The sequence below is a fragment of the Paenibacillus pectinilyticus genome (assembly GCF_001700435.1).
GTDB classification, from domain to species: domain Bacteria; phylum Bacillota; class Bacilli; order Paenibacillales; family NBRC-103111; genus Paenibacillus_E; species Paenibacillus_E pectinilyticus.
In genome coordinates this window covers 383,860-402,216 of record NZ_LYPC01000020.1, presented here as the reverse complement: position 1 = coordinate 402,216, position 18,357 = coordinate 383,860, and the positions used below count along the sequence as shown (strand labels likewise).

The window sequence follows — 18,357 nt, the reverse complement described above, 5'->3', positions numbered from 1 at the left end:
CCTTTCTACGATGACCTTTTGACTGTCCAACGAATAACGAGTTTCTCAAGCCCAGCAATGAGCCAGAAGAAAAGTAAACTCAGGATCACAATGATCCCGATGGCCACAAATTCACGATCCGCTCGGAAAGCTGATTTTTGGAGGATCATATAATAGCCGAGCCCCACATTTCCGCCCAGCCATTCGGCGATAACAGCGCCCATCACACTATAAGTGGCTGAGATTTTCAGCCCAGTGAACAAAAAAGGCAGCGCGTGCGGCAGCTCCAATTTATAAAATATTTGACGCTTCGACGCGCCAATCATTTGCATATAGTTGTACATACTACGATCTGTCTGCATAAAGCCGTCTAGTGTAGACATCGTGACAGGGAAGAAACAAATGAGTGAAATCAGTAAAACTTTAGGTAAAAGGCCAAAACCAAATAAAATAATTAATAGCGGACCCAGCGCGATGACAGGGATATTTTGAGAAAGAATGAGCAGCGGATAGAAACCCGCCTTCACGAACGGCAATCGGTGCAAAAAGCTGGCCACAAGAATACCGCCAACTGTCCCAACGCCGAACCCAATAAACATTAGACGCAACGTAGCCCATGTATGCATCCACACACGCGGCATATCTGTTGTGCCGTCTCGCCATATTTTCAACGGACTTGGCAGCAACCAACTGGCCGTACCTCCCCACGTAACGGCAAGCTGCCAAATAAACAACAGAAGGATGACTACCACAAGTGGTGGCCATCCTGCTTTGATCCATCGCTGGATGTTCATTATCTGTATTTCTCCGTTAACTTGTCCATCGAAGCGCCTGACGGATTGAAGTAAATTTTCACTTGTGAGATGACATTGGGGCTGCCCATCTCAATCATCGCCGTATTCATGTCCTGAATAATAAGAAGGAGTTGATCCAGCTCACCTTCCATCGTTGTTTCCAGTGGTGATACGAAAAACTTAACCCCTGAATTGGCGATCACTTCAATCGCGCGATCCACATAAGGAATAACATCTTCCCCATTTACGGTTTTCGGAATGATTTGAATACTGACAAGTGCATTAGCCATCGGAATTCTCCTCTACAAGAAAATGAATTTATTTCGTGCTTGCCGGTAAAAAGTTATTGGTGAATGCCGCATCGACATCCAAATTTTTCTCAAGCAGTTTGTGCTCTAGCATCCAATTTGCGTAATTTTCCCACACGTTCTTCTTTTGCTCACCCCAGCGTGCAGCATCATCTTGGTAGCGTGGGCTTAACCATTTTTGACTAGCAACGACAAGCTTAGGATCCAGATCTGGAACTGCTTTGATCAAAATATTAGCCGCTTCTTCTGGCTTCGCAATCGCGTATTGATAGCCTTTCGCCGCCGCAGCCACGAATGCTTTGACGATTTCCGGCTTCGTAGAGATCATCTTCTCATTTGTCGCCAGAACTGGTGTATAATAATCAAGTTTATCCGAATATTTGTTCAAATAAATCATGTTCATTGGCTCTCCGCGCAATTCCGCATCGATCCCCGTCCATGCATAATAGATCCAAGCAAAATCAATATCGCGTTTAACCGCAGTAAAATAATCCGCATCCCCGATGTTGACCATTTTCACTTTCGTCGGGTCCGCCTTTTCTGTTTGCATCAAAGAATCAATCATTGCGCTTTCGGAAGGAGCACCCCAGCCGCCATATGTTTTATTTTCAAAATCCTTGGGCGTCTTGATGTTCTTCGCAACCGGTGAAGCAAATCCAGATGTATTATGTTGAATAACAGCGGCAATAGATACCAGCGGTACACCTTGAATACGGCCTTGTGTAATGCTTTCTTGATAACTCACGCCAAACTCAGCGGCACCTGAAGCAATCATCGTATCGGCTCCACTTTCCCCTGGCGCAATAATTTGGACATTAAGGCCCTCTTGTTCAAAAAATCCTTGATCCTTCGCCACATACAAGCCTGTGTGGTTCGTGTTCGGCGTCCAGTCTAGGACAACCTTGACATCGGTTAGTTTTTTACCTGTTGCCGTCGGCTGCGTCGTTGACTGTGTTGCCCCTTTGTCCGTGCTGCTGCCGCAGCCTGCCATAACGACGGTAAAGCTGAGTAGCACTAGCGGCACTAATTTGTTCCATTTCATTGCTTTGTTCCCCTCTCCACGTTCCTGTATGTACCCATAAGAAAAAGCCCCCGTTATCCGGGAGCGCCATGTGTAGAAAATGATATTTCCAATCGAATTGTTATGAAAAATCGTATCGATGGACGTGCATTTGTATGAATTCTCTACGCTGGCATTACCCAGATCAGATAAACGGTTAGTGACAATGACGGTCACAATCTCAGCCTGACTTCTCAAGCTCCCGTGGGTTCTTATTGGTTAGCTTCTACCTTACCGCATGTTTCGACAAATTGCAACTTTCCTCTGAGAACAAGTGTCAGCTGCTTCTACTCGATACCGCGGCAAATAAGGTACTCCGTTGTAGAAAACCGGGTACCCCAATATTTGTCCTAAGTCTACGCGAAATTATTTTTCAACACTCAATTGCCAAGAAACACCATAACGATCGCCAACCCAGCCGAATCGTTCACTAAATGGATACGCATCTAGCCCCATATAGATCTTACCGTCTTGCGCCAGCGTTTCAAATACACGATTAATTTCCTCCACACTCTCACAGGTCACATAAAGTGAAATCGATGGTGTGAACGTAAAATCATGCTTTGCCGGACTGTCTATGCACATAAATTGTTGCCCATGAATGGTGAATGTGGCTTTCTTTACGCTTCCCTCAGCTCCCGGTTCATTCGGCCCAAAGCGCTGAATGCTGACAATCTCCGATTGATCAAATAAAGAGGTATATAGCTTCATGGCCTCCTCAGCCTGACCCGTAAACATTAAAAACGTCTTAACCTTCTGATTATCATGTCCCACTCTGAGCAACCCCCTAATGTAATAACCATTCCTTCAACTGCGGCCCAAGCCGCTTTGCGTCCTCATAACCCATTTCATGCAATTTCTCGAGTTTGCGTGGATCCTTCTCCATCCGCCCTACTTCTACTTTCGTAGAAGGACGAATAATGATGGCACTTCCATCCGCTTCCATCTTCGCAATCGTCTCCAACGTATTATTGTAGATTCCACTCCGATTCACAAGCACGTCCACAAGACCATTATACTTCGGATAAAAGCTTTTCGCTAACCAGCGCTGCTTGAATGGCCGCTTCCGATAGCCAGCTTCCTTCGTCAGTACAATAATATGTTTGCGATTGCCATCTGCAACGGATTTCTGAACCGGAATCGGGTCGACCAATCCGCCGTCGAATAAGATCCTGCCGTCATGATGGATCGGTGTGGCTACGAATGGCAATGAGCTGGATGCTTGTACAATCGGCATCGTTTGCAGCTGCAGCTCTTCCTTTGTAAAATAAATCGGTTCCCCTGTATGAGCATCTGTTGTGCCAATGGCAAATTGCTGTGAAGACGCATAGAACGTATCATAGTCAAATGGCACTAACCGATTCGGCAGTTCATTGAAAATAAAATCCATGCCAAATATGCTTTTCGTTCGAAATAAATTCCGATAGCTTAAATAACGGTGATCTGCGATATAGCCGATCGTCACTTTTTTATTCCGCCCTGGTTGTTTAGAAATATATGAAACGGCATTGCATGCCCCCGCAGAAACGCCAACAACGTACGGGAAATATAAATTTTGCTCCATAAAGTATTCCAAGACTCCCGCGGTGTATACCCCTCGCATACCTCCGCCTTCCAGTACGAGTCCAATTCCTTCCATGGTGACACCTTCTTTCTGTCTGTCTCAAGCCCCTTTCTAGCATACAGGAATTGTAAATTAAAAGAAATACGTCATTCTCTTCGAAATCGAGACAAATACGCAGATTTCCTCTCACTTTCTTAGACAAATTCGGGAAAATCACAGTTCATCCGTAATTTTGACGAAATTTACGTGTACGTAAGGTTTCAGAGATCCTTTTATTCCTAATATGTGCCAGCGAAGTAATTAAAAACCTTGTTCCGAAGAACAAGGCTTGATTTACTTCCGTATTGATGACGACTTACGAGAATGCCATTACTTGCCCTTGCTTATTCCTCGCAGAACCTTAACCCTATTAACGATTTTCCTTATACATCTCTTTGATGACCAGAAATTCATCCAGATGCGTTAGAAAGAGATCCACGATCACAGGATCAAAATGCTTTCCACGCTCCGATTGCAGTAAATCCAACACGCGGTCAAGCTCCCACGCTTTCTTATACACCCGATCACTGCAAAGCGCATCAAAAACGTCGGCCAAAGCTGTTATCCGCCCATACAGATGAATGTTCTCCCCGGCTAGTCCTTGTGGATAACCTGTGCCATCGAAGCGTTCATGGTGCTGATGAGCAATGATCGCCGCGGCATGCAGCACTTTTTTATTTGAATGCTTAAGCATTTCATAGCCTAATTTAGAGTGAGACTTCATGATTTCGAATTCTTCTTTGGTTAAGGATCCTGGTTTGTTCAGGATTGCGTCCGGAATGCCCACCTTGCCTACATCGTGCATCGGTGTTGCCAAACGGATAATTTCTGCTTCTTGCTCGGACAAGCCGATTTTTAAAGCCAACAATCGTGAATACTCAGCCACTCTTTTGACATGATGCCCTGTCTCCTGAGAGCGTGTTTCGGTGATTTCGCCCATCGTATAAATAATTTCCTGTTGTGTGCTCTCCAGCTCATTGTTCAAATAGATATTCTCGAATGCCACAGAGACATTGGCACAATAAATATCTACGAGATAATGCTCCCATTCACTCAGTTCATTAAAACCATTCATATATATGACATTTTCCATACCCATTTTACTCTGAAAATAGATGACGAATCGATCCGCCGCGAAGCTGCTCTTACGTGTTTGAAATGCCTGTTCAATCTCCTCTAGGACATATGAAGGGACAACATCACGGGCTCTCTCATCTTGATTAGAAGCATAATCACCGCTGGCCGCTAGAATATAAATATCTTCAACGCCTTTGGTCACTGCAAAACTGCAATGAATAGCATTCTTATGTAAATTAACGATTGAAGTCATCTGGGTAAGAACGCCGGAAGCAAACTTCTTCATCGATTGCAATTCGAACAAGGTCGCTGAAGACTTAATGATTTCTTCCAGGCCGATTCGACTTTTCTCAATCGTTTTGATATCGCGGAAGGAACGCAGCGCTGTTACAACCGTCGTGAATAGCTTCTGTGAGGTTAGCTCTGTCTTTTCTTTATAATCATTAATGTCATAATCCATAATGACCGTGCGCTCTGGCGCTTGTCCTGGTTGACCTGTCCGCAAAATAATGCGTATCGCTTGATTATTTAATTCCTCACGGATGTATTTAACAATCTGCAAGCCAGCATCCTCATGTTCCATGACGACATCCAGGAGCACAAGAGCCGTATGCGGCTGCTGGGTCAATACTTGCTTCGCTTCAGCAGCAGAGAACGCGCTATGAAATACCAGCTTCCTACCCGCAAATTCGAGATCTTGCAGCACCATTTTGGTTACTTGATGAATTTGCTTCTCATCATCCACAATCAGGACGATCCAAGGATCTTGTTCTGTCCTCTGACTCGTAGTTTCCCCGTCTTCCTCTGCAGCAAAAAGAAGTTCATCTTGATCTGCAGACTCCACTTCTTGGGTCATAACACCGCTTCCTCCTCTTTGGGGATTGTTATCGCAAACAAGCTGCCTTGCCCCAGCTTACTTGAACATTGAATTGTGCCATATAAGGACTGCGTAACGAGATTATAGACAATGTTCATACCTAATCCCGTCCCCCCTTGACCACGGCTGGTCGTAAAGAAAGGATCGAAGATGTGATCCAGCACATCAGCCGTCATACCTCTGCCATCATCGGAGTACATGATTAAAATATGATCAGGCTGCTCCACTACACGGAGGATTAAAGTGCCTTCTTCATCCGCGGAATAAGCATGATTCATCGAATTCATTACTAAATTCGTTATAATTTGAGATAAAGCCCCAGGATATGAATACACATGTAACTGGTCATCGCACAGAACATCTATGCGCAAACGGGTCTTTTTGAAGGCGGGCTTCAAACTAGCCATAATACCTTCTATATACTCTTTAAAAAGGAAAGTTCGCTTGATCTCCACACTTTGATCTACGGAAATCTGTTTAAAGCTTCTCACCAAGGAGGAGGCACGCTCCAGATTCGACTGCACCATAGCATTCGTCTCATGTGTAACGGTCAGAAATTGCTCTAAATCCGATTTCTTCATCTTCCCTGTTTCGTACAGGGATTGGAATTCTTTGGTTTTCTGATCTAAAAAACTAATGGCGGTTACGCCAATCCCAATCGGTGTATTAATCTCATGTGAAACGCCGGCAACTAGATTGCCCAAGGCCCCCATTTTCTCCGATTGAACGAGCTGATCCTGTGTAACTTGCAGCGTGTTCAACGCTTGTTGGAGTTGTTGATAACGATCCTCCAAGTTACTCACCATGTCATTGAAAGCTTCCGAGACCTCAGCAATCTCTGGCGATGCCTTGAATTGCAGCTTAGGCAAATCCCCGCCTTGCTTTACGATAACTGCCGCTTCGCGCAGACGACTTAGCGGACGAATGACAACAACGCGCAAAATCAGCCACAATAACGTGGAGAGTACAACCGCGATACTAAGACCGACAATAAGAATGAGTTTCGTTCTTTGCTTGAGAAGCAGCTCTTCCTCCGAGGAATCGAAAATGACCTCTACAGCCCCAACTACAATCCCATCCTCTTGAAGCGGAGCGGTTAGTCTGACAATAGGCTTGTCACTCTCAGCCATAGGAACACGATCAACGATCGTTTTATCTTGTGTAGGGATAATGACACTAGATGAAGGGATAATCATCCCAATTTCTTTGCGATTTGATGCCGCGAGAACTTTACCTTGCTTATCATACAGTTTCAATTCCAAAACGCGATTATTCTTATATTGAATGTAATCGAATATTTGCTGAACATCTGTGATATTGCGTGATTCTTCATATCGACCATTGATGGCAATCGTCATACCGCTGATTTGACTTACATACGCTTCTCGAATGGACTGATTCATACTCATCGTGTCAAAAATCATCATGGTTGAAATCATCCCTACAGTCACAACCGTAACGAGGACAACAATACGTTTCTGTAAGCTTAGATTCCTATTTCTATTTCTGTCGCGAATAGGCATGCTCACCCCTACTTAACTTCAACCGAGATCGTTTTGCTTACATTATAAGGTGTGTGATCATTATTATGGAGGGAGACCTTCACTTCGTGAGTCCCTTTATTTAAATGCTCCGTGACGTATTGTTTATCTGTTACCACGATCTTCTCACCTTGATCAATCGAGATATGGATGTGACCTTCGCCTTGCACTTTCTGTTGGTCATAATGTTCCTTCGAGATCTTCAAATCTGTCGTCATATTGAGAGTTGCGATATCATCTTTAACAACGGCTGTCACTTCCAAGGTTGGTGTATACGATTTGGCCTCAGACGTTGTCGTCTTTGCGGAACCGCAACCGGAAATAACGAATGTTAAAGCAGCTATCATGCACAAACTCTTGACTTTATTCATCATTTCATCCCCCGTGAAGATGTTTTTTGTCTAATTCTGTTAGAAACTATCCTCTCTAGCTTATGAATAATCACAGCGTTTGTCCACTTTTATTTTGGTAACAAGTGCCAGAATGAACACTCTTCTCTTAATAGTTAATTTATTCAAAATTGTCTGACAATTATTGTCGAAATTTCATCCGATCGCTCACATTTTGCGCTTACCCAGGAAATAATTTCATTTCCCGATTTCCGAATGATTTCCCCTAATTTGGTGCAATGTAGTAGAGTCGCTTTTCATTGCTTCTCTCTTTTACATAATGATTCTATAGGAGGTCTCTCCCCATGACAGGAACCAATCAACACCAGCAACCCGTTCAGCACGCTATTGATGCAGCCGATCACGCGATGCTGCAGGCACAAGACGCACAGCATAAGCTGCAAGTTGCCATTGGCGAAGCCAATCCACAAGGCATCCAATCGGCACAAGCAGCCCTAGTGCAAGCTCACCAGCAGGTCAAACAAGCACAGGAGCAATTAGCCACATTTGATAACGAACAGTTCGGACAACAAATCCAACAAACTTATGAGCAATTGAACCAAGCTGCTCAAGACATCGACGCTAATCAAGAGAAGTTTCATACACCTAAGCAGATTAGATAACCCCAAAAAGCGATCGATCATCGATCGCTTTTTCTTTTTATGTACACAGTATGTTAAACTACGTAGGAAGCTTTTTAAGTTATTTGGGGAGGCACTACAACATGCTCGTGATTGGTATTGCCGGTGGTACCGGTTCAGGTAAAACAACTGTAGCTAGATCGATTATTACAAAACTCGGATCCACGAATGTCACGTTAATTTCACAAGATAATTATTATCTTCATCATAGCGGACTGACCTTTGAAGAACGGGAACGCATTAATTATGATCATCCACGCGCATTTGAGAATGCTCTGCTTCTACAACATTTAAATGAGTTAAAAAGCGGGCGTCCCGTTGACATTCCAGTCTACGATTTCTCTCAGCATGCTCGTTCCCATGAAACGATCCGGATTGATGTCAAGCCGATTGTGCTGCTGGAGGGGATTCATGTGTTAACGGATGAAGAGCTTCGCGGCGCATTAAATATCAAGGTATTTGTAGATACAGACCCTGACGTCCGTGTTCTACGCCGTTTATCCCGCGATATTAATGAGCGCGGCCGCACGCTGCAGTCCGTTTTCGATCAATATTTGACGACTGTAAAGCCTATGCATGATGCTTTTATTGAGCCATCGAAGAAATATGCTGACATTATCATCCCGGAAGGCGGAGAAAACCAAATTGGTATCTCCCTCCTGACGATCTTGACAGAGCGTTATATGACGGATCAAGCGGCCAATTACGAAATCGGCTAAACAACCCTCCAAGACGAAGAAGCCACCGTACCTTTTATTCAAAGGAACAGTGGCTTTTTTCATACCGCACGACGTCGGAAAATGAACCCGGAAAGCCCAAATAACAAGTAAACGAGTCCTAAAAAGTAAAATATACTGGACACACTGATGAATCGCAGTGCCATCCCTCCCACTAAAGGTCCAATGATACTCCCCACACTATATTGAATCGAAGCGATGATATTGGCCGTCGGCAATAAATGCCGAGGCAAAATATCCGCAGCATAGGCCAAACCAAGTGAGAAGAACGATCCGACCATCCCTCCTGCTACTCCTAAACAGATCCCAAGACCCCATAGATTCGCCCCAACGAATGGCACACAGCCGAAAGCGGTAGCTCCAAAGATCGCGGTTCCCATTAGAATTGGCTTTCGCCCCACTCGATCACTCCAAATCCCCAATGGCAATTGCATGATAAGCCCTCCAATGCCCGTCACAGGGAGCAATAAACCGATTACAGACTCTGAAATGCCTATCCGAAGGCCATAGAGAGGGAAATTACTATTCATCGCGGCTTCCATGTAACCAAAGAGCAGCGACGTAACGAGAGGAAACCAGGCCAGTGAAATGACAGTGGTTGCTCGTTTATGTGCGGCCTCTGCGCGTTCCGATCGTTCTGGTTTCTCATTCTTAAGGCGCGTTAGAAGGAACATAATGAGGAGAAAGAAGCCGCTTGTCGACAGAAAGGGGACCCAGATCCCCGCATTTAGTAACGTAATCCCTAGCGGCCCTAGACTAAACCCGATGCCATAAGCCATCCCATATAAGGAGATGTTGCGACCTCTCTTCTCTTTTGGGCTTGAAGCTACAATCCATAGCTGTGTAGCAAAATGCAGTGCACTATCCCCGATGCCCACTAGTAATCGTAAAACGAACCAAAAACCAACCTGCTGCCAGGCTGGGAATAGACAATTTGCAACAATGATGAGCCCCATCCCGGATAGGATGACGGGTTTATAGCCGAATCGACGCACAGGCTTCTCTATGAAGAACATCGTCGCAAATATCCCAATGTATAGAGCCGCTGCATTCACACCATTTGCATCTGGGGAAAGTCCGGATCGATCCAGCAATATGGTCAGCAGTGGCAGGAGCATCCCTTGACTCATTCCTGCCACAATGATGACCATAATTAATGTCGTTAATTGATAGTTCCCACGAAGAAGTGTTTTAAGCGCCATTCCCGAAATCCACCGTTTCCCATCGATCGGCATAGTCATTTAGCTTGCCATGAAGGGGAACACGGAACTGCGTGAAGATGACGAGTCTTGCTTTTTTGATCCATTCTTTGAAGGATGGATAGGTCACAAAAAGGTTGGCATAGCGGTCACTCATACAAATAAAATACGGGCTAGGCGATTTCTCCGCCAGGAAGCTTAGTGATGTATCCAAGGGAGTGTATTTCTTCCGCTTTCCTTCCCATTTATCCAGTTCGATTGAAAGCGTCGTATCGACATCCTCCAGCAATGACTCTAGATGCTTTACACGGGCGTAATAAGGCAGCTCTGCGCGAATATCCATCCTACGAAGCGTTTCTTCATGCTGTGGATAAAAGACGGCTCGTACGAACTTCTTACTCTCTGCCCATGCGATGAAACCGTTCATCTCTCGTTCCGTCCAGTCCTCGAACGTTTCGAAGACGAATACGGTACCTTTCTCTGTATCAGGCGGGGGTTCGTACCCAAAGGGCACTTTAATTTGATCTCTTGCCATAGCGTCCTCCTCTAGTTGTCGTCCCATTTTCTTGAAAGCACCTTACTCCTAGAAGTAGTATACCCCTTCCAACTCCACGAAGCCATGATCCTCGATTGGATTACCACAACGCGTTGCGTTATAATTTAACGGTACGTATTTTTTATTAAAGGGAGACCTATAGATGAGAGATCCACGACTTCAAACGTTTGCACGAAACATTATTCAATATTCGGTGAACCTACAACCCGGTGAGAACATATTGATTGAAATGATAGGTGTTAAAGATCCTGAGCTTGCGAAATGCTTAATTGAGGAAGTTTATGCCGCAGGGGGTAACCCTTTCATTGAATTGCGTGATCCAGCAATCACACGCAGTCTGCAAATGAAAGGCACGCAGGAGCAATTCAGCGCATGGTCTAATTTTGAACTGGAGCGAATGAAACAGATGGATGCTTATGTGGCTGTTCGCAGCGGCGATAACATCACAGAGTCTTCCGATGTGCCTGATGAGCAAATGAAGCTATTCCTGAAGCATTTCCAACGTCCCATCTTCGATGAGCGCATCAATAACACCAAATGGGTCGTGATGCGGTATCCGAATCCTTCGATGGCGCAATTGGCTGGTAAGAGCACGGAAGCCTTCGAAGACTTCTACTTTAATGTGTGTAACCTCGACTATAGCAAAATGGCTAAAGCCATGGAATCTCTCGTTGATCTGATGAACCGTACCGATCGTGTACGTCTAGTCGCGAAGGGAACCGATCTCAGCTTCTCGATCAAAAATATCGGAGCTGTTCCGTGTTCTGGCCTTCGCAATATCCCGGACGGCGAGGTGTATACAGCACCTGTGAAGGATTCCGTTAACGGTGTCATCAGTTACAACACGCCAACGATCTATTCCGGCACCTCTTTCGAGAACATCGTCCTGACGTTCGAGAATGGCCGTATCATTCAAGCGACCAGCAATGACACGAAGAAGTTGAATGAGATCCTGGATACGGATGACGGGGCTCGTTTCATCGGTGAATTCGCGATCGGTGTGAATCCTTATATACAAAATCCGATGAAAGATATTTTGTTCGATGAGAAAATTGACGGCAGCATCCATTTCACACCAGGTCAAGCCTATGAAACTGCGGATAATACGAACCGTTCATCTGTACACTGGGATATGGTCTTGATTCAACGTCCAGAGTATGGCGGCGGCGAAATTTATTTCGACGATGTGCTCATACGGAAAGACGGACGTTTTGTCATTCCTGAGCTAGAGAAATTGAATCCCGAGAATTTAATGTAGTTAATTAGGTAGGACACCGTGCAACATCGTCCTCCAAGACGTTAAAAGCAGTTGAGGCTTACGAGGTTCCTCGTGAAGCTTCAACTGCTTTTTTCAGCCTAACCAATGGAAGACGACCTTTTCCGTGGATTCTTTATGTTTGGGTAAGACAGGCGGTATGAGCAAGCTTGCTTGTTTTAAAGGCTCCGCAGGTTCTGGAGCAGCTGATGGCGAGCTCAAGTTCGAGCCCGAGACTGTGTTCGAGAGAATGCGCACCTCTGCGCCTTTTGGAACGAATGGGAATATCTGTTGGACATCCTCATTCGTTAAGCGCACACAGCCCAGAGATTTATCCGCGCCGATGGAAGTCTCATCATAAGTGCCGTGTAAAGCGATTGCGCCTAGCCCTAAGCCTGCTTCGCCATAGCTCTGGGTTGTCTTCCCTTTTGGCTGCTGGACGCGGTCTATGACGCGAAATTCGCCCTCTGGCGTGCTGCCGCCAGCTCCAAGCCCGATTTCCTTATCCCACAGGAGATATGAACCGCTTACCAGCTTTAACTGGTGCTCCGCTTTGTTAACTTCTAGATGAACGGGGTCATAAGGCACTCCTGCTCCCTCATCTGTATTCGCATAAAACATATGGGCCATATCCCCTGCATGGGGATCATACACCCATCCCCCCCGGCCATCATAGACCGTTGAGACCTGATTCGAGCCTGAATCAGCTTCTACAGGGATAAAGCTTAAATAATTATTCGGATAGTCTTGCAGCAGCTCATCTACGTTCGACGGAGGGCCACCAACATCTTTTTCGTAGGATGTCAAAGCCGTCCGAACTAAATTAGCACCAATCGCACTAAGCGGTTGGTGCTCTTCAAATTCTGCATTCAGGAAGCGGATATGAACCATGTCCTCTGCACTTGGCTGATAGGTGGCAACGGCAATGGCCTTCTTGATCACATCTGCATTGGTCAACAGCATAGTTTTGCCGGTATCCCTTGCATCCTGCGAAACAATACTATAAATCAAAATATTGGCATTCGGCATTTCTTTTGCAAGAACAAGGGCTTGATTGTGCAGCGACTTCTCAATGTCAGAACGCGCTGTCTCTGGCGAGACATACAAGATAAACGGCTTGTCCACCGTCTCATAGGTAACCTCACTGCCTACGCCCCATAGTTTCATTTTGGAAACCGTACGGGAAATCGATGAATTACCTAAGAAAAGTGCAGCCAAGAGAACATTAATAAGCAGGAGTACAATGAGTAACGTTTTCATAAAAGGAGGCAATAACGGCTTCTTACTAGCTGGAAGCGTGTTTTCCAAACTTTCGAGATGTGCCGCGTGCTGCAGGTCTAACTGATGGATCGCTCGATTCGCAGCGGAATAAAAGGGTGAAGGATAGGTTCTAAGCACTTCCTTATAATGAAATCGAGCGCGAGTCCAGTTTCCTTTCACATGAAATTTTCGACCCAAATTATAATGGGCTTCCGGCGAGTTCGCATCCAAATAGCGAATGACTTTCTCATAATAAAGCGGATCTGAATGACTAATGAACAAGTTCTTGTGCAAATGGATGAGGTGATCATCAAGTTGGTTATGGAAACGTTGATTTCGTCGGATCATTCGGCTCCTCTCCGTTCATGAAATTAGCTTGTCTCACCAGTTGTTCGATACAATTAGTATCTCTGATACATAATGTATCATGTCAGAAATAGAAAGACAACCCTTTTATCACCCGCAATACCTCGATGCCCTATCCATAACGAAAAAACGCCCTTCACCACTAGTGGCAAAGAACGTTTTTCATTAACGACATGAATGATTTAGTGTCCAACCATATTATAAGTCATAATCCAGATCGAACCAGCAACAATCGTAATCAGAATGACAAGTCCGAAGATCAGCGCCATAATGTTCCAGCGCGCATTCTCGCCCTCTTTGACATGCATGAAGAAGAACAACTGAACAGCGAATTGCAGAACAGCCATGATCAAAATCAATACCAATGTCCCCGTTTTTTCAAGCATATGGTTCATAACAACCACAAGTGGAATAATGGTCAAAATAATCGAGAGTGCAAATCCAATGATATACGATTTCAATGAACCATGTGACTCATGATTGTTATGCGAACTAGTATGTGATTGACTCACTTACATCACCCCCATGAGATAAACAACCGTAAATACGAAGATCCAAACGACATCAAGGAAATGCCAGTATAGGGAAATGATCGCCACTTTACGTTTCGTAACAGCCGTAATTCCGCGGCGTTTCAATTGAAAGATTAATCCAATCATCCAGATCAAACCAACGGATACGTGAAGTCCGTGCGTACCAACTAGTGTGAAGAACGCAGATAAGAACCCGCTCGTGCTGATTGTTGCTCCTTCATGATTAACCATGTGAATAAATTCATTCAGCTCTAAGCCAACGAAGGACGCTCCTAGAAGCACTGTAACGGCTAACCAGCCGATGAGTTGCTTCATGTTGCCTTTGTGCATACCAAGCACAGCGATCCCGCTCGTAAAGGAGCTCGTAAGCAAGATGAAGGTTTCAGCAATAATACCTGGCATCTTGAAAAGTTCTTCCGGTGTAGGTCCACCGTTCGTGTTCTGATGAAGCACCACGTACGTGGCGAATAAAGAACCGAATAAGATACAGTCCGTAATTAGAAATATCCAAAAGCCGAACGTCTTGAGCGATTCATGATCGTGCTCATGATCGTGTTCGTGGTCATGATGTGCTGCATGTGAAACTGTATGTGCCATTAGCCCTTCACTCCTCTCCATGCGTCTTCCGTGGCTTTCACTTCATCCGCTGGAATATAGTAATCCGTATCATAGCTGAAGGAACGAGCAATCATACAGATGGCAACTCCGATTAATGCCGGAATCGTCAACCACATCCAATCCCATACGAACCCGAAGCCTGCGAAGAACCACATACCCGAGATAATGAACGGAATTGCAGAGTTTTTCGGCATATGAATAGGTTCATACGTGGTAGGTACAGGCTGCTTCGGTACCGTGCCTTGCTTCTCTTCCCACCAAGCATCTGTTACATCCGCTTTCGGAAGCACAGCAAAGTTGTAAAGTGGTGCTGGTGAAGGAATCGACCATTCCAATGTGCGTGCATCCCACGGATCTCCCGTAAGATCTGGTTCTCTGAATTTAATCGAGTGCGCGATTTGCCATACTTGGAATAGGAAGCCTACCCCCATCAGGAAACCACCGATTGTGGAAACCATGTTTAGCGGGCCCCAGCCCATATCCCAGCTATACGTGTAGGTACGACGAGTCATCCCATCTAGCCCTAGGAAATATTGCGGCATGAAACAAACATAGAAACCAATGTTCCATAACCAGAATGCCCAACGTCCCAGACGTTCATTGAGTTTGAAGCCGAACATCTTCGGCCACCAGTAGTAAAGACCCGCGAAATATCCGAACGCAACCCCACCGATTAATACTTGATGGAAATGTGCAATCAAGAAATAACTGTTGTGAAACTGAAAATCAGCAGGTGCCACAGATAAGAGTACCCCTGTCATCCCCCCGACGATGAAACAAGGAATGAAGGCGATTGTCCAAAGCATCGGTGTCGTAAAGCGGATTTTCCCCCTAAACATCGTAAACAGCCAGTTAAATACTTTGGCCCCCGTCGGAATCGCAATGAGCATCGTACTTATCGCGAAGAAAGCATTCACATCTGCGCCTGAACCCATCGTGAAGAAGTGATGCGCCCATGTAAAGAAGGATAATAAACTAATGATGAGCATCGCGAAAACCATGGATTTGTAGCCGAACAGCTTCTTCTTCGAGAAGGTCGACACGACTTCTGAGAAGATACCGAAGGCTGGAATCACGACAATGTAGACCTCAGGGTGACCCCACATCCATATTAAGTTGATGTACATCATTGGATTTCCGCCGCCGTCCAAGGTGAAGAAATGCGCACCTAAGAAACGGTCTAAGAACAATAACGCAAGTGTAACGGTCAAGATTGGGAATGCGAAGATGATCATGATACAGCTTGAAAATACGGACCATGTAAACATTGGCATTTTCATCAATTTCATGCCAGGTGTGCGCATTTTCAAAATGGTCACAATAAAGTTAATCCCCGTTGCTAAACTACCGATACCCGAAACTTGAATGCCCCATATATAGAAGTTCTCTCCAACTCCTGGGCTATGTGACATTTCAGATAAAGGCGGATAACTCAACCAACCTGCATCTGGTGAACCCCCGATTACGAAGGAAACGTTGAACAGCATAGCGCCCCAGAAGAACATCCAGAAGCTTAATGAATTTAAGAACGGATACGCGACATCGCGCGCCCCGATTTGTAATGGGACAACAATGTTGAACAAACCAAACATCAGCGGCATCGCCATGAACAGAATCATGATAACGCCATGCGTTGTGAAAATTTGATTATAGTGATCCGGCTGCAGGATCTGATTGTCCGGAATCGCGAGCTGCAAGCGCATGAGAAGCGCATCCACACCGCCGCGGAACAACATCAGGATCGAACAAATGATGTACATGATCCCAATTCGTTTATGATCGACAGTCGTCAACCATTCACGCCAGAGCCAGCCCCATTTCCTGAAAAAGGTGAGCACGAAAACAATTGCTACCATCGAGAGCCCGATACTGACCTGGGCACCCAAAATCATCGGATCGCCCGTTACGAAAAAATCAGAGGCGAAATCTTTTATTTTATCGAGCATGAGATGATCTCCCTTCGTGAAACTTTAATCAATTACTTTGACATATTCATTTGGCTATGGTCCATATCCATTTTGGAGTGGTCCATAGGCTTGTTCTTTTCAATCGTATCGGCTTTAATCGTGCCTTCTTCCTTAGAACCCATGCTCTTATGCCCCGGTTCAATCCCATTGGTAACCGTTGCACCATGCATATATTTCATCACGGTCCGGTCAAATAGATCGTCAGGGATGGAGGAGAAATATCTCACACCTGATTTACCTGGCATGGATAATTCTTTGTACGTCTCATCCGTCAATTTTGTCGGTACATTTTTGGTCTTCGCAACGAATGTGTCGAAGTCCGCACGAGACGTCGTATTCACATCGAAGGTCATGTCCGCGAAATGCTCCCCACTGAAGTTCGCACCTGTTCCGAAATAATGCCCGATCTCATCGGCTTGTAAGTATAGCGTCATTTTCATACCTGACATCGTATAAATCTGTCCACCTAACTGCGGAATCCAGAAGGAATTCATTGGCGCATCAGATGTAAGTTCAAATTTAATCGGTGTATCTTCAGGAATTTGCAAATAATTGACGGTTGCGATGCCTTGCTCTGGATAAGTGAATAACCATTTCCAATCGAGCGATGTAACTTGAATCGTAATAGCCTCTTTATCAGACTTCAAAGGTTTAGAAGGATTTAATGCATACGTGTATTTCACCGTAACAACTGCTAAGGCTACAATGATAATAATCGGAACAGCCCACCACACGACTTCTAATGAAGTACTGTGTGACCAGTTCGGCTTGTACGAAGCTTTATTTCCTTTCTTATCACGATAGCGCCAAACGATCCATGCCGTAAGTGCAAGCACCGGCACGAGGATAATTGCGCACAATATGGTGGCAATCACAATAAGATCCCTTTGCTGTGCGCCTACCGGTCCTTTCGGATCCAATACCATTGCTTGATGGCCACAACCTGAAAGTAGTGTAATGATGGCAACCATCGTGAAGAGCATCCCTGCTTGGACAAGCTTTCTCTTCTTCATTCTCTATACCCTCCCAATCACAAATCCTATCTATAAGTAACATATCACCTTGTTCATAAAAGATCATCATCACAAACAGGTCTTAACAAATACGTCAATGGTTTGACGTTGGAATGTAAAACAACTGTCACAGAACGTTTGTTGACTCTGATGGAAAATTATGAACGACAAAAAGCCTTTCAAGTGTTCTCACTTGAAAGGCTAATATAGTATTCCTTGGAATTCCAAAACTCATTCACTCTTGGAAACAGAACGAGAATGTACCAAATGAATAGCTGTACGAATCACATAAACATGGACACTACCTACCATAAATCCAATACCGACCATTAAAGGTGTATTGCGATCATTGAAACTTTCTATGCTGAACAAGCTTAGTACTAAACCAACAGCAAGCAAAGCCCAAGCGGTAAATGTCATCATTTTCACTAATGGCATAACATCTCGTTCTACGCGCTCAATAGGGTTAACGGACACGGCTCTATTAGACATTGTCATCACAACTCCTGACTTAAATGTAAGTGCTTTAATAGTAGTATACCACAAAAAAAAGATTTTGTTCATATTTTATTCACACGATGATC

19 protein-coding genes are annotated in these 18,357 nt (G+C 44.9%); 3 read left to right on the top strand and 16 right to left on the bottom strand.

Features of this window, described 5'->3' with window-relative positions:
• Window positions 1–5: 5 nt before the first annotated feature.
• The 8 genes from A8709_RS15710 to A8709_RS15675 all read right to left on the bottom strand — a co-directional run bounded on the left by A8709_RS15710 (window position 6) and on the right by A8709_RS15675 (window position 7,586).
• Window positions 6–773 carry an ABC transporter permease gene (locus A8709_RS15710; protein WP_065853292.1) on the bottom strand — a complete coding sequence of 256 codons (768 nt, stop codon included), beginning with the start codon at window positions 771–773 and terminating at the stop codon, window positions 6–8.
• Window positions 773–1,063, bottom strand: a complete 291-nt coding sequence (locus A8709_RS15705; RefSeq protein WP_065853291.1) for a thiamine-binding protein — start codon at window positions 1,061–1,063, stop codon at window positions 773–775. The genes A8709_RS15710 and A8709_RS15705 overlap by 1 nt, the downstream gene beginning before the upstream one ends.
• 28 nt (window positions 1,064–1,091) lie before the next feature.
• Window positions 1,092–2,123 carry an ABC transporter substrate-binding protein gene (locus A8709_RS15700; protein WP_065853290.1) on the bottom strand — a complete coding sequence of 344 codons (1,032 nt, stop codon included), beginning with the start codon at window positions 2,121–2,123 and terminating at the stop codon, window positions 1,092–1,094.
• 384 nt (window positions 2,124–2,507) lie between these two features.
• The gene (locus A8709_RS15695) at window positions 2,508–2,915 is read right to left on the bottom strand and encodes a VOC family protein (RefSeq protein WP_065853289.1); all 408 of its coding nucleotides are present in this window, start codon (window positions 2,913–2,915) and stop codon (window positions 2,508–2,510) included.
• Window positions 2,916–2,928: 13 nt separating this feature from the next.
• Complete coding sequence (locus A8709_RS15690) at window positions 2,929–3,780, bottom strand: patatin-like phospholipase family protein (RefSeq protein ID WP_065853288.1); 852 nt, start codon at window positions 3,778–3,780, stop codon at window positions 2,929–2,931.
• Between the two features lie 334 nt (window positions 3,781–4,114).
• On the bottom strand, window positions 4,115–5,677 hold the full coding sequence (locus tag A8709_RS15685; protein WP_065853287.1) for a DUF3369 domain-containing protein: 1,563 nt from the start codon (window positions 5,675–5,677) through the stop codon (window positions 4,115–4,117).
• Window positions 5,674–7,107, bottom strand: a complete 1,434-nt coding sequence (locus A8709_RS15680; protein ID WP_208607686.1) for a sensor histidine kinase — start codon at window positions 7,105–7,107, stop codon at window positions 5,674–5,676. The genes A8709_RS15685 and A8709_RS15680 overlap by 4 nt, the downstream gene beginning before the upstream one ends.
• 122 nt (window positions 7,108–7,229) lie before the next feature.
• A complete protein-coding gene (locus A8709_RS15675; RefSeq protein ID WP_141692550.1) occupies window positions 7,230–7,586 on the bottom strand; it encodes a hypothetical protein in 357 nt (118 codons plus the stop codon).
• Window positions 7,587–7,933: 347 nt separating this feature from the next.
• Here A8709_RS15675 and A8709_RS15670 point away from each other — a divergent pair, with 347 nt between their 5' ends.
• Window positions 7,934–8,251 carry a hypothetical protein gene (locus A8709_RS15670; RefSeq protein ID WP_065853284.1) on the top strand — a complete coding sequence of 106 codons (318 nt, stop codon included), beginning with the start codon at window positions 7,934–7,936 and terminating at the stop codon, window positions 8,249–8,251.
• Between the two features lie 101 nt (window positions 8,252–8,352).
• Window positions 8,353–8,988 carry a uridine kinase gene (gene udk / locus A8709_RS15665; RefSeq protein WP_065853283.1) on the top strand — a complete coding sequence of 212 codons (636 nt, stop codon included), beginning with the start codon at window positions 8,353–8,355 and terminating at the stop codon, window positions 8,986–8,988.
• Window positions 8,989–9,047: 59 nt separating this feature from the next.
• Here the strand turns inward: udk and A8709_RS15660 are convergent, their stop codons facing one another.
• On the bottom strand, window positions 9,048–10,208 hold the full coding sequence (locus A8709_RS15660; protein WP_065853282.1) for an MFS transporter: 1,161 nt from the start codon (window positions 10,206–10,208) through the stop codon (window positions 9,048–9,050).
• Window positions 10,198–10,740 (bottom strand): hypothetical protein, encoded by a 543-nt coding sequence (locus A8709_RS15655; RefSeq protein WP_065853281.1) that lies wholly within the window; start codon window positions 10,738–10,740, stop codon window positions 10,198–10,200. Before A8709_RS15655 ends, A8709_RS15660 begins: the two co-directional genes overlap by 11 nt.
• A 163-nt stretch (window positions 10,741–10,903) precedes the next feature.
• Between A8709_RS15655 and A8709_RS15650 the strand changes: the two genes are divergently transcribed.
• Window positions 10,904–12,019 (top strand): aminopeptidase, encoded by a 1,116-nt coding sequence (locus A8709_RS15650; RefSeq protein WP_065853280.1) that lies wholly within the window; start codon window positions 10,904–10,906, stop codon window positions 12,017–12,019.
• Between the two features lie 93 nt (window positions 12,020–12,112).
• On the opposite strand, the gene A8709_RS15645 is transcribed toward A8709_RS15650, so the two are convergent.
• From A8709_RS15645 to A8709_RS15620, 6 genes are all read right to left on the bottom strand, one after another.
• The gene (locus A8709_RS15645; protein ID WP_065853279.1) at window positions 12,113–13,624 is read right to left on the bottom strand and encodes a L,D-transpeptidase family protein; all 1,512 of its coding nucleotides are present in this window, start codon (window positions 13,622–13,624) and stop codon (window positions 12,113–12,115) included.
• 200 nt (window positions 13,625–13,824) lie between these two features.
• Entirely contained in the window at window positions 13,825–14,154 is a 330-nt protein-coding gene (cyoD, locus tag A8709_RS15640; RefSeq protein ID WP_065853278.1) for a cytochrome o ubiquinol oxidase subunit IV, read from the bottom strand.
• A complete protein-coding gene (gene cyoC / locus A8709_RS15635) occupies window positions 14,155–14,772 on the bottom strand; it encodes a cytochrome o ubiquinol oxidase subunit III (RefSeq protein WP_065853277.1) in 618 nt (205 codons plus the stop codon). It abuts the gene before it with no gap.
• The gene (locus A8709_RS15630) at window positions 14,772–16,739 is read right to left on the bottom strand and encodes a cbb3-type cytochrome c oxidase subunit I (RefSeq protein ID WP_065853276.1); all 1,968 of its coding nucleotides are present in this window, start codon (window positions 16,737–16,739) and stop codon (window positions 14,772–14,774) included. The genes cyoC and A8709_RS15630 overlap by 1 nt, the downstream gene beginning before the upstream one ends.
• 32 nt (window positions 16,740–16,771) lie before the next feature.
• The gene (gene cyoA, locus A8709_RS15625; protein WP_065853275.1) at window positions 16,772–17,773 is read right to left on the bottom strand and encodes a ubiquinol oxidase subunit II; all 1,002 of its coding nucleotides are present in this window, start codon (window positions 17,771–17,773) and stop codon (window positions 16,772–16,774) included.
• Window positions 17,774–18,004: 231 nt separating this feature from the next.
• Window positions 18,005–18,265, bottom strand: coding sequence for a hypothetical protein (locus A8709_RS15620; protein ID WP_065853274.1), 261 nt, complete (start codon window positions 18,263–18,265; stop codon window positions 18,005–18,007).
• Window positions 18,266–18,357: the final 92 nt, after the last annotated feature.

Bases quoted from the DNA above. Each gene is read 5' to 3' on its own strand.
- A8709_RS15630 (WP_065853276.1), bottom strand. From the start codon at position 16,739: ATGCTCGATAAAATAAAAGATTTCGCCTCTGATTTTTTCGTAACGGGC.
- A8709_RS15650 (WP_065853280.1), top strand. From the start codon at position 10,904: ATGAGAGATCCACGACTTCAAACGTTTGCACGAAACATTATTCAATAT.
- cyoC (WP_065853277.1), bottom strand. From the start codon at position 14,772: ATGGCACATACAGTTTCACATGCAGCACATCATGACCACGAACACGAT.
- A8709_RS15700 (WP_065853290.1), bottom strand. From the start codon at position 2,123: ATGAAATGGAACAAATTAGTGCCGCTAGTGCTACTCAGCTTTACCGTC.
- A8709_RS15710 (WP_065853292.1), bottom strand. From the start codon at position 773: ATGAACATCCAGCGATGGATCAAAGCAGGATGGCCACCACTTGTGGTA.
- A8709_RS15675 (WP_141692550.1), bottom strand. From the start codon at position 7,586: ATGATAGCTGCTTTAACATTCGTTATTTCCGGTTGCGGTTCCGCAAAG.
- A8709_RS15685 (WP_065853287.1), bottom strand. From the start codon at position 5,677: ATGACCCAAGAAGTGGAGTCTGCAGATCAAGATGAACTTCTTTTTGCT.
- udk (WP_065853283.1), top strand. From the start codon at position 8,353: ATGCTCGTGATTGGTATTGCCGGTGGTACCGGTTCAGGTAAAACAACT.
- A8709_RS15705 (WP_065853291.1), bottom strand. From the start codon at position 1,063: ATGGCTAATGCACTTGTCAGTATTCAAATCATTCCGAAAACCGTAAAT.
- A8709_RS15690 (WP_065853288.1), bottom strand. From the start codon at position 3,780: ATGGAAGGAATTGGACTCGTACTGGAAGGCGGAGGTATGCGAGGGGTA.
- cyoA (WP_065853275.1), bottom strand. From the start codon at position 17,773: ATGAAGAAGAGAAAGCTTGTCCAAGCAGGGATGCTCTTCACGATGGTT.
- A8709_RS15670 (WP_065853284.1), top strand. From the start codon at position 7,934: ATGACAGGAACCAATCAACACCAGCAACCCGTTCAGCACGCTATTGAT.
- A8709_RS15620 (WP_065853274.1), bottom strand. From the start codon at position 18,265: ATGTCTAATAGAGCCGTGTCCGTTAACCCTATTGAGCGCGTAGAACGA.
- A8709_RS15655 (WP_065853281.1), bottom strand. From the start codon at position 10,740: ATGGCAAGAGATCAAATTAAAGTGCCCTTTGGGTACGAACCCCCGCCT.
- A8709_RS15660 (WP_065853282.1), bottom strand. From the start codon at position 10,208: ATGGCGCTTAAAACACTTCTTCGTGGGAACTATCAATTAACGACATTA.
- A8709_RS15645 (WP_065853279.1), bottom strand. From the start codon at position 13,624: ATGATCCGACGAAATCAACGTTTCCATAACCAACTTGATGATCACCTC.
- A8709_RS15680 (WP_208607686.1), bottom strand. From the start codon at position 7,107: ATGAGTATGAATCAGTCCATTCGAGAAGCGTATGTAAGTCAAATCAGC.